General features: G+C 60.7%; 16 protein-coding genes. 10 read left to right on the top strand and 6 right to left on the bottom strand.

Going from position 1 to position 14,756, the window contains the following annotated elements:
* Positions 1–77 precede the first annotated feature (77 nt).
* From BW934_RS03270 to BW934_RS03255, 4 genes are read left to right on the top strand one after another with little or no spacing between them, the layout of a single operon-like run.
* Positions 78–1,250 carry an MGDG synthase family glycosyltransferase gene (locus BW934_RS03270; protein WP_076345065.1) on the top strand — a complete coding sequence of 391 codons (1,173 nt, stop codon included), beginning with the start codon at positions 78–80 and terminating at the stop codon, positions 1,248–1,250.
* 12 nt (positions 1,251–1,262) lie between these two features.
* Positions 1,263–1,958: a polysaccharide deacetylase family protein gene (locus BW934_RS03265; protein ID WP_234969518.1), complete on the top strand. Its 696-nt coding sequence runs from the start codon at positions 1,263–1,265 to the stop codon at positions 1,956–1,958.
* 12 nt (positions 1,959–1,970) lie between these two features.
* Positions 1,971–2,600, top strand: coding sequence for a YkoP family protein (locus BW934_RS03260; RefSeq protein ID WP_076345061.1), 630 nt, complete (start codon positions 1,971–1,973; stop codon positions 2,598–2,600).
* Positions 2,601–2,608: 8 nt separating this feature from the next.
* Positions 2,609–3,733 (top strand): MGDG synthase family glycosyltransferase, encoded by a 1,125-nt coding sequence (locus BW934_RS03255; protein WP_234969516.1) that lies wholly within the window; start codon positions 2,609–2,611, stop codon positions 3,731–3,733.
* Here the strand turns inward: BW934_RS03255 and BW934_RS03250 are convergent.
* Positions 3,718–4,200, bottom strand: a complete 483-nt coding sequence (locus BW934_RS03250) for a flavin reductase family protein (RefSeq protein WP_076345057.1) — start codon at positions 4,198–4,200, stop codon at positions 3,718–3,720. The genes BW934_RS03255 and BW934_RS03250 overlap by 16 nt on opposite strands.
* A 242-nt stretch (positions 4,201–4,442) precedes the next feature.
* On the opposite strand from BW934_RS03250, the gene BW934_RS03245 reads away from it, so the two are divergent.
* Positions 4,443–5,327: a C40 family peptidase gene (locus tag BW934_RS03245; RefSeq protein WP_234969515.1), complete on the top strand. Its 885-nt coding sequence runs from the start codon at positions 4,443–4,445 to the stop codon at positions 5,325–5,327.
* Between the two features lie 109 nt (positions 5,328–5,436).
* Here the strand turns inward: BW934_RS03245 and BW934_RS15050 are convergent, their stop codons facing one another.
* The 5 genes from BW934_RS15050 to BW934_RS03225 all read right to left on the bottom strand — a co-directional run bounded on the left by BW934_RS15050 (position 5,437) and on the right by BW934_RS03225 (position 8,447).
* Positions 5,437–5,577 carry a hypothetical protein gene (locus tag BW934_RS15050; protein ID WP_200805714.1) on the bottom strand — a complete coding sequence of 47 codons (141 nt, stop codon included), beginning with the start codon at positions 5,575–5,577 and terminating at the stop codon, positions 5,437–5,439.
* Between the two features lie 130 nt (positions 5,578–5,707).
* Positions 5,708–6,364: a phosphate signaling complex protein PhoU gene (gene phoU, locus BW934_RS03240; RefSeq protein ID WP_076345053.1), complete on the bottom strand. Its 657-nt coding sequence runs from the start codon at positions 6,362–6,364 to the stop codon at positions 5,708–5,710.
* Between the two features lie 41 nt (positions 6,365–6,405).
* A complete protein-coding gene (gene pstB, locus BW934_RS03235; protein ID WP_143232524.1) occupies positions 6,406–7,146 on the bottom strand; it encodes a phosphate ABC transporter ATP-binding protein PstB in 741 nt (246 codons plus the stop codon).
* 531 nt (positions 7,147–7,677) lie between these two features.
* Complete coding sequence (locus tag BW934_RS03230) at positions 7,678–8,121, bottom strand: hypothetical protein (protein ID WP_076345049.1); 444 nt, start codon at positions 8,119–8,121, stop codon at positions 7,678–7,680.
* 86 nt (positions 8,122–8,207) lie between these two features.
* Complete coding sequence (locus tag BW934_RS03225; RefSeq protein WP_008336977.1) at positions 8,208–8,447, bottom strand: indolepyruvate ferredoxin oxidoreductase subunit alpha; 240 nt, start codon at positions 8,445–8,447, stop codon at positions 8,208–8,210.
* A 532-nt stretch (positions 8,448–8,979) separates the two neighbouring features.
* On the opposite strand from BW934_RS03225, the gene BW934_RS03220 reads away from it, so the two are divergent.
* From BW934_RS03220 to BW934_RS03200, 5 genes are all read left to right on the top strand, one after another.
* The gene (locus BW934_RS03220; RefSeq protein ID WP_076345047.1) at positions 8,980–10,698 is read left to right on the top strand and encodes an ABC transporter substrate-binding protein; all 1,719 of its coding nucleotides are present in this window, start codon (positions 8,980–8,982) and stop codon (positions 10,696–10,698) included.
* A gap of 111 nt (positions 10,699–10,809) precedes the next feature.
* On the top strand, positions 10,810–11,799 hold the full coding sequence (locus BW934_RS03215) for an ABC transporter permease (protein WP_076345045.1): 990 nt from the start codon (positions 10,810–10,812) through the stop codon (positions 11,797–11,799).
* Positions 11,796–12,791: an ABC transporter permease gene (locus BW934_RS03210; RefSeq protein WP_076345043.1), complete on the top strand. Its 996-nt coding sequence runs from the start codon at positions 11,796–11,798 to the stop codon at positions 12,789–12,791. The genes BW934_RS03215 and BW934_RS03210 overlap by 4 nt, the downstream gene beginning before the upstream one ends.
* The gene (locus BW934_RS03205; protein WP_076345041.1) at positions 12,757–13,752 is read left to right on the top strand and encodes an ABC transporter ATP-binding protein; all 996 of its coding nucleotides are present in this window, start codon (positions 12,757–12,759) and stop codon (positions 13,750–13,752) included. The genes BW934_RS03210 and BW934_RS03205 overlap by 35 nt, the downstream gene beginning before the upstream one ends.
* A complete protein-coding gene (locus tag BW934_RS03200) occupies positions 13,745–14,719 on the top strand; it encodes an oligopeptide/dipeptide ABC transporter ATP-binding protein (protein ID WP_076345039.1) in 975 nt (324 codons plus the stop codon). Before BW934_RS03205 ends, BW934_RS03200 begins: the two co-directional genes overlap by 8 nt.
* The last annotated feature ends 37 nt before the right edge of the window (positions 14,720–14,756 follow it).

Below are 14,756 nucleotides of genomic sequence, written 5' to 3'. Positions count from 1 at the left end.
AAGTGGTCTTCTTCAGTTGTCCGGTGAATCCTTCAAGTTTAGAATAGAGCTGTGGAAGATTTGAGGGGGCGAGACGAATGCGCCGCGTTTTGCTGATGACCGCGTCCTTTGGCTCGGGGCACAACCAGGCGGCGTACGCCGTGATGGAGGCGCTCAAGGATAGAGATGCCGAGGTGGAAGTGGTCGACTACGTGGGGCTTCTGAACCCAGCACTGCGATCGTTTGCGAAGTTTAGCCTGATCCAGGGCGTCAAGCGAGCGCCGGGGTTGTATGGCCTCTTTTACAAGTCGATGTCGCGCATTGACCCGGACTCCGCCTTGCAGCGGTATGTCAATCACATCGGCATCGAGCGCATCCAGGAATACATCGCGTACTATCGGCCTGATTGCATCGCGAGCACGTTTCCGACGCCAATGGGGGTCGTCGGCGAGCTGCGCCGTGCGGGAAAAATTGACGTTCCCAATCTGGCCATCGTGACCGACTACACGGCACATCGCCAGTGGTATCACGATTTCGCGGATCACTACTTCGTGGCGACGGACGAGGTGAAGCGCGATCTCGTCTCGTACGGTATCCCCGAGGAGGCCGTGGATGTCGCGGGGATTCCGCTCCGGCGGAAGTTCCGGGAAGAGAACGTTCAGCGCCTGTTGTCTCACCGCCCCGAACTCATTCGTTCAATCGGTTTTCAAGAAGATATCCCTATTATCTTGTTGATGGGTGGCGGCAGCGGCATTCTCGCCGATCCTGGCGTGTGGGAGACGTTCATTCCCGAATCGGGCATGCAGTACCTGATCATCTGCGGCCATAACCGGCGACTGGAGCGCCGCTTCTCCACCATTCAGAGCGAGCGCGTGCGCGTGTTCGGGTATACCAACGAGATTGAGAAGTTCATGGCGATGGCGGATCTCATCGTCACGAAGCCGGGTGGGCTGACGCTCACGGAGTCGATAGCCATGCGCTTGCCGCTCCTCATTTACCGGCCCATCCCGGGTCAGGAGGAGGCGAATGCGCGCTTTGCCGAGCAGGCTGGCGTGGCGGTCTGTGTGAAGTCGCCCGCAGAAGCGCAGGCTTTCCTGCTGTCGGTTCGCGAGGACCCGTCCATCTTGGTCCGCATGCGCGAGGCTTCGAGTGCCATGCCGACGTGCGGCGCGGCGGAACGCATTGCGCAGAAAATCATGTTGTACGCCACCAAGAAGTTGCCATGTCGTTCGGTGTCTCCGGCGTGGCCGACCGAGCTTCTACCGACGTGAGAGGGAGTCGTGATGGGCTGGATTGTGGCCGCCGTGATCGCCGTCCTCGTGGTGTATGCGGGCCTCCCTTTTGTTTGGACCCGGATACTTGGCCGTTCTTGCATCCGTCGCACGCGCGTTCCCGGCTGCGTCGCCTTGACGTTTGACGACGGGCCGCATCCCGAGTACACGCCCCGATTGCTCGACGTGCTGAAGGAGGGGGGCGCCCGCGCCACGTTTTTCGTGATTGCGGAGCACGCGCTGAAGTATCCCGACATTGTCGGACGGATGCTCGCGGAGGGCCACGAGGTACAGGTGCATGGGTATCGGCACTGGTTCGTGCCATTGCTCCCGCCGCACCTCACCGTGCGGCAATGCGTGCAAGCCCGGGAGGTGCTCGCTCGGCGCTTCGGCATCGAGCCTCGGGTCTATCGACCCACCTGGGGAGCTTGCAATCTCGCCACGCTCGTGGCGCTCAGGAGATCGCGCATGACGATGTTATTGTGGTCCGTCATGGTCGGTGATTGGCGCAAAACACCGCCGGACGAGTTGGTGCGCCGAATCGTGGCGAAGCTGGATGCGCAATCCGTCCTTGTGCTCCACGACAGCGATTGGTCCCCGGGCGCAGAGCGCGGTGCGCCCGAAAGCGTCATTGCGGCGATGCCGGCCGTGATTGAGGAGATTCGCAGACGCGGCTACACGTTCGTGCTCGCGTCGGAATGCGAGTAGGGAGGGGAGACCATGCCAAATCGAGCAGCGCGGGCGGTCTTTGATGCATGGGAAGCCTTATTCCATCGCGCCCTGCACCTGGAGGAACTCGAGCCCGGTACGGAACACCTGTTTTTCGTCACCCGTCGCCGGTATCTCGGGCGGCCTTTCGAGGTGGATGGCATCGCCGTTCGTCCGGGCGATCCCGTCGTGGAAATGCACATGAACAACGCGCTCATCGAGCGGGCGCTGCGCGAGGACGCCAACGTCGTCCGGGCTATCGTGCGGCTTTTGCGCCAGGCGCGCGTCTCCATGCCGGCGCTCGCACGCGTCGTACAGCAGGAGAAGTTTCACGATGCCCACGTGCTGTACGGAATCACGATGATTCACCGAGGCATCGAGCACTTCGGATTTCATACGTATCCGCTCCGGAATCCGCTCGTGCGAGCCGTCACGAGTTGGCACTTGACCAACATTCTCAAGATGGTGAATCCAGACGCGGATCACATCCTGCAGACGCACCGGGACGTCCTACAGCCGAAGCTCGTCGTCGCTTCCAAGCAGAAAATTATCGAGATGTTTGGCGAAGGCCATCTCGCCGGGCGCGAGGCTGAAATGAGCAGCGCTCAAGGCCGCGGTGAGGCCGTGTCTCTGGACTCATGAGGTGTTTATTGCTTTACGCTTCCTTTGGCGACGGGCACGTTCAGGTAGCGCGAGCGCTCGCCGAGGCTTTACAGCGGGAACTCGGGGCGGAGGTTGCCGCGGTCGACACGTTTCGACAGACCAACGAATGGCTCGCGCGGATGAATGAGCGCCTGTTCGAATGGACCACGCGTTACGCGCCAGCGCTCTACGGGTGGAGTTACGACTGGACTCGAAATTTGTCCATTCGTCATCCGCTGTGGGCGGCTCTGGCGCGTTTTTCGCGCCGAGCCGCTTGGCAGGCTGTCGAGCACACGGAGCCCGACGTGATCGTCCAACTGTTTCCAGATCATGCTTTGGCCGAGTTGCCACCTGGGCGGAGGCCGCTCGTCGCGGTGGTCCTCACGGATTTCGCGGTGCACAGCCGGTGGATTCACGCCAATGCCGATCTCGTGGTGGTGCCGACGGACGAGGCGGCGCACCACGTACGGCGGCTCCGCGGGGATGTCGCGGTGGAGGTGGGCGGCATTCCCGTGCGCGATCAGTTTCGCCGGTGCAGGCTCCCTCGGACAGCGGGACGGCGCCGGATCGTGCTTTTGGCCGGCGGGCGCGGGGTCTTTCCTCAGTACGAAGGGGTCCTGGAGCGATTGGTGCGTCACTTTCCGGGGCACGAGATCCAGGTGATGTGCGGCAGGAACGCGCGCATGCACGAGCGGGTGCGGGCATTCGCAGAGCGGATGGGCCATTCGAACATTTGCCCGGTGGGTTTCACGGAGGACGTGGCGAGTTATCTCCAGCAGGCGGATTTCGTGATCGCGAAGGCGGGCGGGGTCACCATCGCCGAATGCCTTGCATCAGGAACGCCGATGATTTTTTACAAGCCCCTTCCAGGCCAGGAGCGCGAGAACGCCCGCTGCCTCGAGCGGCTGGGCGCGGGCCGCATCGCGGGGTCGCTCGCCGATCTCGACCGACTATTCGCGGAGGGCGCGGGCGATATCGCAGGAGCGATGCGGCGCAGGGCCCTGGAGCTGGGCAAGCCGGGAGCCGCGTCCTACGTTGCGGCGTGCCTGGCACGCCATTGGGCGCGCCGCCGGGGATGCTCGCCGGCGGGCGCGAGCGACGCGGCTCGACTTGTGCTTCAAGAGAGGGGCTGAAACGAGCCGTATTGGCTCGTGTAGTAGAGCAGGGGTGATTGGGCGTCGTCGGCGTGTGTCCACTCGACCTGGCCGACAATGACGCGGTGGTCTCCCCCCTGCCATTCCTCAGCGAGTGTGCAGACCAGCTGCGCTTGCGCACCGGGGAGGAGCGGCTGGCCCAAAGGGCCGATCTCGTAGTCGATGCCCTGAAACTTATCAGACATCTTGCTCGCAAATTGATTGGAAAGACCCGCTTGGTCTTTCGAGAGAATGTTGACTGAAAACGCGCCGGATCGGCGGAGCAGCGGGAGAATGCTGGCGCGTTCGTCGATGCAAGCGAGAACCAGCGGCGGCCGCAGCGAAAGCGAACAGAAGGCGGAGACGGTGATGCCGCCCATCTCGCCTTCAGCTGCCGACGCGATGACGGTCACGCCGCTGGCGAATTTGGCCAGAGCCCTGCGAAATGCGTTCTCGTCAATCGCCATGATGTGACTCCTTTCGATTTTCAACCCTCTTACCATTGTATCGGACTCAAGCGATCGCGGAAACTTGGCAGACGCATTTGTGCGCGTGAAATTGGAGGATTGGGGACAAAAATCGTCCTGATGTTCGAAGTTGTTTGCAAATCTATGAAAATATCATTGTCGAATGGGGGCGAGCCCGGTATAATAGGCCCGAAGCAAGCATCCTAGTTGGAGCAAAGGGGCTTTGGCGAGTGCGCTCTCGAATGGCAGCAAGCATAGGTTCGGTAGTCGCGTGCTTAGGTGTCTGTCTCGCGCCGACCACGGCGATGGCTTCGTCTGCGACGTACACAGTGCGCGCTGGCGACAGCCTCTACGAAATTGCAGCAAAGTTTCATGTCACGGTCCGCCAACTCGAGCAGTGGAACCATCTTTCGTCCGATGTCATCCATCCGGGCCAGGTCCTTGTGGTGTCTCAAGGCGGCGCGAATGCCGTCCGCTCCCCTTCGCATTCCCCCTCATCTTCCGCTACCACCTACGTCGTCAAACCCGGCGATTCGCTGTGGTCCATCAGTGCAAAGTTCCATATCACCATGGCGCAGTTGGAGGCGTGGAATGGGCTCACGCCGTCGAGCGCGATTCACCCAGGCGAGTCGCTGCGGGTGTCCGGGGCCGGTGTGACCTCTGCCTCGGTCCAGCATGGGACGGCCAAATCCGCCTCCCTGTCGAGTCGCGGGAGTTCACCCGCCTCATCCAACGCGTCGCTCATGCAGAGCGCGCTCGGCTTTGCCGTGGCGGACTATGCAAGAAACTTCCTGGGAGATCCCTATGAATGGGGAGCCGCAGGGCCATCGGCATTTGATTGCTCAGGGCTGATTCAGTACGTGTATGCTCATTTTTACATCCAGTTGCCGCGGACGAGCTATGCTCAGTATGACGTCGGCATCCCCGTCTCGGAAGGCAATTTGCAACCCGGAGACATCGTGTTTTTTGATACATACGGCAGCGGACCGTCGCACGACGGGATTTACATTGGCAACGGGCAGTTTATCAATGCGGCCAGTGTCTCCGTGGAAATCGATAGCCTGTCGGATCCGTACTGGGCGAGCCATTACGTGGGCGCTCGGCGGGTCATCGGAGAGACGGGCTGAGGAAAAGAGAACAAGAAAAGCAGCGCGGCGGCCATGCGCTGCTTTTCTTGTTGAGTTTGGCTTTCCTCGGGTGCGGTTGGCGATGGGAGACGGAATGCGCATGTGGCCGTCAGGAGACGGCGTGTATGGTCACATAGCCCGCGGTGCCCGCCAGGATGGCGACGGACACAGCAAACGCGGTTTTTTCGACGTAATGGATGAAGGTCAACAGGCGCTGGACGGGATCTTGCGAGGTTGTTTTCCTTTCCACCACAACACCCTCCTAGCCATGATGGTCTGCTTCCAGATTACCAAATCGCGCTTGCGAGCGGGCGATGCAGCCACGTCCGTCTTTGACGGTTATGTCACAAGTTCCTCGCCATTCGTCGAGGCGTGTCGATTTAGTTCAAATCGGATCGCTCACCGGTGAGGATGTACAAGACGCTTTCCCCGATGTTGGTGACGTGATCGCCAATGCGCTCGAGGTAGCGGCCGCAGAACGCGATGAACATGCGTTCCTGAGGAGAACAGCCTGCATGGCGATCGTCGGCGAAGAGCCCTTCCACGAGCAGGCGGTAGTCCCGGTCGACCGCGTCGTCCATCTCCGCGAGCCTGCGCGCCGCGTCCGCATCACTGTTCACGTAGGCATTCAGCCCTTCCGAAACCATTCCGTCGACGGCGCTGGCCATGTCCTGCAGGCGGGCTGCAGCTTCGGGCACGGGGGCCGATGTCAGTCGAAGCGCCGTTTTGGCCAAGTCGACGGCGAGATCGCCCATGCGTTCGAGGTCCACGGCAAGCCGCATGCCGGCGACGATTCTGCGCAAATCGCCGGCCACGGGTTGCTGCGTGGCGATGAGACGGATGCACAGATCCTCGATGTCGTGATCCTGCCGGTTGATTTCCCGATCTCGCTCGATGACACGCCTGGCGAGGGCTTCATCGTGTTTGAGCAGGGCAGCGACGGCGTGGCGGATGGACTCCTGCACGTCGCCTCCCATGTGCAAGAGCTTCAGCTTCAGCTCCTTGAGCGCGATGTCAAACGCTTGACGTTGATGCATACCGTTCGTCCCTTCATGTGGCGTCGTTCACCTGGCGTCCGTCAGCCAAACCGACCGGTGATGTAGTCCTCGGTGCGCTTGTCCCGCGGTTTGGTAAACATGCGCGTGGTGTCGTCCATCTCGATTAAGTGCCCTTCGTAAAAGAATGCCGTCTTGTCGGCAATGCGCGCGGCCTGTTGCATGTTGTGCGTCACGATCACGACGGTGTAGGTCTGTTTGATCTCCTCGATGAGTTCCTCGATGCGCATGGTGGATATGGGATCGAGCGCAGACGCCGGCTCGTCCATGAGCAACACCTCGGGTTCCACAGCCAGGGCGCGCGCGATGCACAGCCGCTGTTGTTGACCGCCGGACAGGGCGGTTGCTGGTTTGGCAAGGCGGTCCTTGACCTCATCCCAAAGGGCTGCCATACGGAGGGCTCGTTCGACGCGTTCCCGCAGCTCGCCAGAGCGACGGATGCCCGCGAGCCTCAGTCCGATGGCGATGTTGTCGAAAATCGACATCGTGGGGAACGGATTTGGCTTTTGGAACACCATGCCGACCATGCGGCGCACGTCGACGGGATCGAGGTCGAAGATCGAGTCTCCGCCGAGGCGGATATCTCCCTCCACGCGGGCTTGGGGATGCGTTTCGTGCATGCGGTTGAGGCACCGGATAAACGTCGATTTCCCGCACCCAGACGGTCCGATGATGGCCGTGACGCGGTTCTCCTCAATATCCATCTCAATATTGTGCAGCACCTGGTGTGCGCCGTACCATGCGTGTAAGCGGCGAACCGTCATGGACTTTCCCACGACATTGTCTCCTCCCAATCCTATGCCGTGTGCAATCTATGTTTTCTCAAGCCTTAACTCGCAGGACTCCGCACAACACGATACTGGGTGAATGTTAAGCTCGTGTGAGGTTTGTGTAGATTTTTGTAGGGGGACGGTAGGGGAACAACACAAAAGCCACGGCGTGACCGCAGCGTGGCTCCTGTGTACACAAGTGGATGATGGCTTTCCTAGAGTGTATCGCAAAACGCGCGGAGCTTGTCGATGGAGGGCGGTTGAGATGTGTCAATCCTGTGACAAACCGCTCACGTCCGCGCCGTCGCGCGTTTTTAACAATCTTCAACAATCTCTTGACACTTGTCTCATCTGGATTTTACGCACGCGTGGTACGGTGAAAGTGCGCTGGACCTGTGCTTAAGCGGTTCGTGCATGAACCCCAATCCGCGTTCGCCGCCTCACATGAGGCGGCATTTTTTTGACGTTCGAATCTGCGAATTAGACGCCTTGCGAATGTCGCGGACGGTGGCAACCCCAAATGCTCTACGGGCGCGCGTTCGCGGGCCCGTATCGGTCCAGCGCCCGCTTCAGTGTTTGAAGCGACGCCTTGAGCTGATTGTAGACCTGCGCTGGCGCTCCTTCCCCTGTGTAGGCGTCCCAGAGGGCGACCACTTGCTGAGCATCGGCAAACAGTTCCCCGTTGGGCGAAGAAGGTGAAGCACCGCTACCGACCGCTTGAATGGATTGGAACTGCGTATCAAAGCTGACGTTTCGGTTCTCTGCAAGCGCCTGCTCCACACCACGGTAAATGGCGTTGCACACCGCATAGAGCTTCGGGTCGACTGCCGCATGTTCCTTGGATGCAGGGCTTGTGACATGGCCAGGGTTGGGCTGTTCAGTCGCGTTCGAAGCGGGCTGAGGGGCGCCGCAACCTGCGACCAGAGCGAGTGTGAGTGCTGCGCACACCAAGGCCGGCCACCGATGCATTGCAAGACCTCCTTCGCGACCCGTGCACGGCAAAACCGCCGGCCCCTCGAGCGAGACCGGCGGTTTTGCGCGAAGCACATCCGCGTTCAACGGTTGCGGAAAAAGTTCCGATTCTTCTCGATAAATTCCTTCTCGTCCTCTGGGACGAATTCCTCTTGGTAAATCGCGTTCACCGGGCAGACCGGCTCACAGGCAGCGCAGTCGATGCAGAGATCGGGGTCAATATAATACTGATCCGGACCCTCGTGGATGGCGTCCACCGGGCACGTCTCCACGCAGTCCGCGGCCTTTTCCCCAATGCAAGGCGACGTGATGACAAACGGCATTCGCGTGAGCCTCCCTTGAATCCTTATCGTATGATGTTCTCGTTACAGATATACACCAAATCTATAGGAAAACTCAAACGAAAGTTTTTCAAAAATCGTGCCACATGTCGTTTAGAGTTCTGGCTTCGGCCTTGACGAAAGCCGGCAGGGCGCCTTGGGCTGCGCTGCACGGCGTCGACCAGCCTCTGAGCGGCTCCTCGTGAACGCACAATGACAGGCAACCTGTAGCGAGATGTGCAGACGATCTTTTGCGGATAGGTCGCGCAGCCGCATGAAGGCCCTTGCTACCGCAATCGATTTCGCCTCGTTCTTGCTTCTTGCAAGAAAAGGGCCCAAAGGGTCTTGCATGATTGCCTATGTTGGTGGCAGAATAGCCATGAGAGCGTTTCCATCGCGCCGCCATGGTCGCAATCGATTTCGAGCGAATTTCACCTGATTCTTGCCTCATTTGCGGCGATGTCTTGTGGATTCTCGCTCGAAAACGGTTTCGAGACAAAGGCGGCAACGCACGAAGAAGGGGGCAGATGCAGTCATGAAGCGAACCATGCGCAAGAGAACTTGGGCGGCGGCCACTGTGACCTTGGCCGTGATCGCGGTGGCTGGGTGCGGAACAGGCAACCCCTCGACCCAGACTTCGAACGCACCGTCAGCAGGCGCTCAGGGCACGCAGCAGGCGGCGAGCGCTGCGTCAAGTTCGGTCCTCACCGTGGCGCCGAACATCACGGGCACGTTTTCCGACAACTTTAACCCGTTCAGCACAAACAGCATGCCGGGTACGTTGGGGAACATCTATGAGACCCTGTTCTACTTCGACAACACCACGGGCAAACAGTTCAATCTGCTCGGCACATCCTTTCACTTCTCCAATGGCGGGAAGACGTTGACCGTCGCCCTGCGCAAAAACGCGACGTGGACCGACGGAGTACCGTTCACCGCCCAAGATGTCGTGTTCACGTTCGAAGACCTCAAAAAATACCCGGATGCGGACACCAATGGGGTGTGGCAGCAGTTAAAGAGCGTGCAGGCGCAAGGAAAGTACACCGTGGTCTTTCAGTTCGCGCGGCCCAACATTCCTTTTGCGGAACAGTACGTGCTGGGCAGCACCTATATTGTTCCAGCCCATCAGTGGAAGGCACTCGGCGACCCGGCGAAAGCAAAAATCACGCATCTGAACGCGATAGGCACGGGGCCGTTCAAGGTGTCTTCGTTCACGACGCAAGATTACCAGTTCACCGCAAATCCGCACTATTATGGCGGCGCACCAGCGGTCAAAACGCTGAACTATCCGGCGTTTGCCAGCAACTCGAGCGCGGACCTGGCACTCGCGAGCGGTCAAATTCAGTACGCGGGCATCAACATTCCGAACGTCGAGAAGACCTTCGTAGCGGCCGATCCGGCGCACAACCATTATCTGTTCCCCCCGAACGAGCCCGTGGAGCTTTATCCGAATCTGAACAACCCGCTCCTCGCGATGCTGCCGGTGCGAGAGGCCATCAGTTTGGCCATCGACCGCAACGCGCTCTCGAAGATTGGCGAGACGGGCTACGAGAAACCGGCCGTGCCGACGAGCCTCGTGTTGCCACCGCAGTCGTCGTGGCTCGACCCGAGCCTGCCCGCGAGTTATCGAGCCTTCACCGTGGATGACGCGAAGGCCGTGCAAATTCTCGAAAAGGCGGGCTTCCGGAAGGACCAGAACGGGATTTTCGCCTTGCACGGGAAGGAACTCTCGTTCAACCTGTTGACGGTCAGCGGCTGGAGCGACTGGGACGAGGACGCGCTGCTGATCAAACAGCAGCTGGCCAAGGTCGGGATCGCCGTAAACGTTCAGGAGGAGCAGTTCTCCGCCTATTACAGCGCGATTAACCCGGGCCCCGGCCAAGTGCCGCATTACGATCTCGCCATTTCTTGGACGAACGTCGGACCGACGCCGTACACGACCTACTACGACATGCTGGATTCGCATGGGTCATTCAACGTGGAAGGCTATCACAATGCACAGGTGGACCAGTGGTTCAACGAGTTTTCGTCGACCACAAACAGCCAAGTTCAGCACCAGGTGATGTACAAAATCGAGCGGCTCGTGGCGAGCCAGCTGCCGGTTATCCCGTTGTTGGACGGCGCCCTCTGGTATGAATACAATGACCGCCACTTCACGGGCTTCCCGACGGCAGACAACCTCTGGATCAACCCGGCGCCGTACACCTATCAAGCCGCGGCCATCATCATGGATCACCTGAAACCGGTGAAGTGATCTGCGGCGGCGCTTTACGAGCAGAGCGTAGGCAGCTAGGATAGGGGTAAGCGGATTCACAGGCGCGGAGGCCGCCGCCCGCGCCTGTGTGTGCCAAGGAGGGAAGTGTGCATGCGATATGTACTAAATCGATTTGGTTTTTTGGTGCTGTCGCTTTGGGCTGCCATCACGCTCAACTTCATTTTGCCGCGGCTCATGCCCGGTAACCCGGCCCAGGCGATGATCGCGAAACAGGCGGGCAACATCAACCCGGCGGCGTTGAAGGCGATTGAGCAACAGCTTGGATTGTCCAACGGTCCGCTGTGGCAACAGTACTTTCAGTATCTCGGGAACTTGCTCACGGGGCACTGGGGCGCTTCGTTCCAGTACTTTCCCACGCCCGTCGTCAACATCATTGAAACGAGCTTGCCGTGGACCATCGTCCTTCTGGGTGTGGTTACCATCCTTTCGGTGGTCATTGGGACGCTGGTGGGCATCCTGATTGCCTGGCGGCGCGGCGGCACCGCGGACAACGTCATTCCGGTCGCCACCATGTTTGGTCAAGCGATTCCGACGTTTTGGCTCGGCCTCATTCTCATCTACTTCTTTGGGTTTGTGCACCATTGGTTCCCGCTCGCGCACGGCTACGGGGACGACGTGACGCCGGGGCTCAATGGGCCATTTCTCGCAAGCGCCGTGTACCACAGCATTTTGCCGGCGGTCGTGGTGTTTGTCGGCAGTATCAGCGGTTGGATCGTGGGCATGCGCAACAACATGATCACGACGCTCGGCGAGGACTACGTGGTGTTCGCCGAGGCCAAAGGCGTGTCCAAGCGGCGGCTCATCTTTTCGTACGCGGCGCGGAACGCGCTTTTGCCCCAGCTGACCTCGGTGGCCATTGCGCTGTCGTCCATCATCGGCGGGCAAATTCTCATTGAGCAAGTGTTTTCCTACCCAGGGATCGGATACGGACTGACGAACGCCGTGGCGAGTGAGGACTATCCCCTGATTCAAGGGATGTTCCTCATCATCGCCGTCACGGCGCTCGTGATCAACTTCATTGTGGATATGCTGTACGGGCGGCTTGATCCGCGCGTGCGGAGAGGGGGGCGGCGGGAATGACCGTAGCTGCGATGGACGTGGCGCAGGGCCGGACGAAGCGCGCCAGCCGGAGGAAGAACTCGGCGTTTCACCAGTTCTTTCGCAGTCCCAAGGCGTTAGCGGGCGTGATTCTGTTCGGCATGTTTCTGGTGGTGGCGGTATTTGCCCCTGTGATTGCGCCTTACAATCCCACGTCGACCGCGTTTGGCATGTTGCAGCCGCCCTCGCATGCCCACTGGTTTGGCACGACGAGTCTCGGTCAGGACGTGTTTTCTCAGTTTATCTGGGGCACGAGGACCACGCTCATCGTCGGGGTCGGCGCGGGCCTGTTGAGCACGGTCATTGCGATTTTGATTGGGGTGACCGCGGGGTACGTGGGCGGCGTGGTGGACTCGATTCTCAACGCGCTCTGCAACATCTTTTTGGTGATGCCGGGATTGGCGTTGCTCATCATCATCGAGTCGTACGTGCACAACACGACGCCTTACATGAATGGCCTGATCATCGCGCTCACCGGTTGGGCGTGGGGTGCGCGCGTGATGCGCTCGATGGCCATGACCATTTCAAGCCGCGACTACATCGCGGCGGCGCGGCTGTCCGGGATGTCGACCTTCCGGATCATCCTGTTCGAGATTGTGCCAAATATGACGAGCGTGATTGCCTCCAACGTCATGTACGCATGTTTGGCCGCGGTCTTGGCGGAGTCGGGCCTTGCGTACCTGGGTTTTGAGAACGTCGCGTCGACCAGCTGGGGCACGATGCTCTACTGGGCGACGCAGAACAGCGCGCTCATGAGCGGCGCGTGGTGGTGGTTTGTGCCGCCTGGGCTTGGCATCGCGCTTCTCGGCACGAGCTTCGCGCTCATGAACTTCGGGATTGACCAGGTGACCAATCCGCGGTTGCGCACGTCGCGCAAGCGGCGTGAGGTCGAAAGGGCACTTCGCGAACTTCGGGCGCAGAAGGGGGAGGTGGGTGCAGATGGGCGAGGTGCAGGAACCCGTCCTGGAAATTGAAGATTTGTCCGTCGCCTACGTGACGAATGCCGGGCTCGTCCACGCGGTGAGTGACGTCAACCTGACCGTGCGGCGCGGCGAGATCGTCGGGCTCGTCGGGGAATCGGGATCTGGCAAGTCGACGATGGCCTACGCCATCATGCGGTTGCTGCGGGGCGACGCCGTGGTCACCAAGGGCCGCGTGCGCGTGTTGGGGCAGGATGTGTATGCGCTCTCGGAAAAGGAGCTCAGGTCGTTCCGCTGGAGCAAGATGTCGATGGTGTTTCAGAGCGCCATGAGCGCGCTGAACCCCGTGATGACGGTGGAGACCCAGATCATCGACACCCTCCTGGCGCACCGCCCGGACTTGTCGCGGGCCCAGGCGCGGGAGCGGGCGCAGGAGTTGCTCGATCTCGTCCGCATCGATCGCAAGCATCTCAACAGCTACCCGCACGAGTTGTCGGGAGGCATGCGCCAGCGCGTCGTGATCGCCATCGCCATCGCGCTCAATCCCGCGCTGGTCATCATGGACGAGCCGACAACCGCGCTCGACGTGGTGGTCCAGCGGTCGATTCTCGACGAGATCAGGCGAATCCAAGCGCAGGTCGGGTTTGCCATTTTGTTTGTGAGCCACGACTTCAGCCTGGTGGCGGAACTGGCCTCGCGGGTCGCCATCATGTATGCGGGGCGAATTGTGGAGCTGACGCCGAGTCACCTGTTGCATTTGTCTGAGCGCCACCACCCTTACACCGAGGGGCTGCTCAAGGCGATCCCGCAACTCACCGCCGAAGAGGTGACCATTCAGGGCATCGGGGGCTATCCGCCGGACCTGCAGGACCTGCCGCCCGGGTGTGCGTTTCACCCGCGCTGCCCGTACGCGATGGACATCTGCACACGCGTTCGGCCCGCACAGGTCCAGGCGGGCGAAAAGCTCTTGGAATGTCACCTGTTTCAAGGCGCGGAGGTGAATACGCATGTCTGAGGCCGCCGTGATCGCCAAAACGACCGCCCTGGTCGATGTGCGGGATCTCGTCGTTCGCTTTCCCATGGGCCGCGGCCGCTTCATCCGGCCGGTCGATCACGTCAGCTTCTCCCTCGAGCCGGGCGAGGTGCTGTCGCTGGTCGGCGAGTCGGGATCGGGCAAGTCGACCATTGGCAAGGCGCTCGTGCGCATGATTGAGCCCTCGGAAGGCGAGATCTGGGTGGCTGGCCGCGATGTGGCCCACATTCGCGGCCGGGCGCTGAAGGCGTACCGCAAGGACGCGCAGATGGTGTTTCAGGACCCGTTCGGCTCGCTGAATCCGACGCGGACCATCGAACAACATCTCGCGTTCCCCGTGCGAAAATACCGGCGGGACGGCGAGGGCCGCGTGACGGATCTCATCGACGAGTTGTTGGCCAAGGTGGGGCTCACACCGGTCGCCGATACGCGCCGCAAATATCCCCACGAACTATCCGGCGGCCAGCGCCAGCGCGTGGCCATCGCGCGTGCGCTCGCCGTTCATCCGAAGTTCATTGTCGCCGACGAGCCCATCTCGATGCTCGACGTGTCCATCCGCGCCGGCATCCTCAAGCTGATGAACGAGCTGCGGGAGGAATTGAAGATCGCGTTCCTGTACATCACGCACGATCTCGCCTCCGCGCGTTACATCGGCAACCGGATCATGGTGCTCTACGGCGGCAAGGTGATGGAGACCGCTCCGTCCGCCGAACTCATTCGGCATCCGGTTCACCCTTACACGCGGCTGTTGTTCGCGGCGACGCCCGGGACGCGCCATCAGGGGCCGCTGCCGGAGACGTCCAACCGCCCGCCCAACCTGATGGAGGATCGCGTCGGCTGTCCGTTCGCCGATCGCTGCCCGCTCGCGTCGGAGATCTGCCGAACCGAGGCGCCGCTCCTGGCAGAGGTGTCCCCGGGTCACTACGCCGCGTGCCACCATCCGGGCTGAACGCCGGCCTCTATGCGTTCACACGAAAAGCAAGGGA

The sequence above is a fragment of the Alicyclobacillus vulcanalis genome, from assembly GCF_900156755.1.
Taxonomy (GTDB): domain Bacteria; phylum Bacillota; class Bacilli; order Alicyclobacillales; family Alicyclobacillaceae; genus Alicyclobacillus; species Alicyclobacillus vulcanalis.
Note: the sequence above shows the minus strand (reverse complement) of the source record. Positions and strands in the feature narration are given on the sequence as shown.

Coding starts and splice junctions, on each gene's coding strand:
- BW934_RS03270 (WP_076345065.1), top strand. CDS start 78: ATGCGCCGCGTTTTGCTGATGACCGCGTCCTTTGGCTCGGGGCACAAC.
- BW934_RS03265 (WP_234969518.1), top strand. CDS start 1,263: ATGGGCTGGATTGTGGCCGCCGTGATCGCCGTCCTCGTGGTGTATGCG.
- BW934_RS03260 (WP_076345061.1), top strand. CDS start 1,971: ATGCCAAATCGAGCAGCGCGGGCGGTCTTTGATGCATGGGAAGCCTTA.
- BW934_RS03250 (WP_076345057.1), bottom strand. CDS start 4,200: ATGGCGATTGACGAGAACGCATTTCGCAGGGCTCTGGCCAAATTCGCC.
- BW934_RS03245 (WP_234969515.1), top strand. CDS start 4,443: ATGGCAGCAAGCATAGGTTCGGTAGTCGCGTGCTTAGGTGTCTGTCTC.
- phoU (WP_076345053.1), bottom strand. CDS start 6,364: ATGCATCAACGTCAAGCGTTTGACATCGCGCTCAAGGAGCTGAAGCTG.
- pstB (WP_143232524.1), bottom strand. CDS start 7,146: ATGACGGTTCGCCGCTTACACGCATGGTACGGCGCACACCAGGTGCTG.
- BW934_RS03230 (WP_076345049.1), bottom strand. CDS start 8,121: ATGCATCGGTGGCCGGCCTTGGTGTGCGCAGCACTCACACTCGCTCTG.
- BW934_RS03225 (WP_008336977.1), bottom strand. CDS start 8,447: ATGCCGTTTGTCATCACGTCGCCTTGCATTGGGGAAAAGGCCGCGGAC.
- BW934_RS03220 (WP_076345047.1), top strand. CDS start 8,980: ATGAAGCGAACCATGCGCAAGAGAACTTGGGCGGCGGCCACTGTGACC.
- BW934_RS03215 (WP_076345045.1), top strand. CDS start 10,810: ATGCGATATGTACTAAATCGATTTGGTTTTTTGGTGCTGTCGCTTTGG.
- BW934_RS03210 (WP_076345043.1), top strand. CDS start 11,796: ATGACCGTAGCTGCGATGGACGTGGCGCAGGGCCGGACGAAGCGCGCC.
- BW934_RS03205 (WP_076345041.1), top strand. CDS start 12,757: ATGGGCGAGGTGCAGGAACCCGTCCTGGAAATTGAAGATTTGTCCGTC.
- BW934_RS03200 (WP_076345039.1), top strand. CDS start 13,745: ATGTCTGAGGCCGCCGTGATCGCCAAAACGACCGCCCTGGTCGATGTG.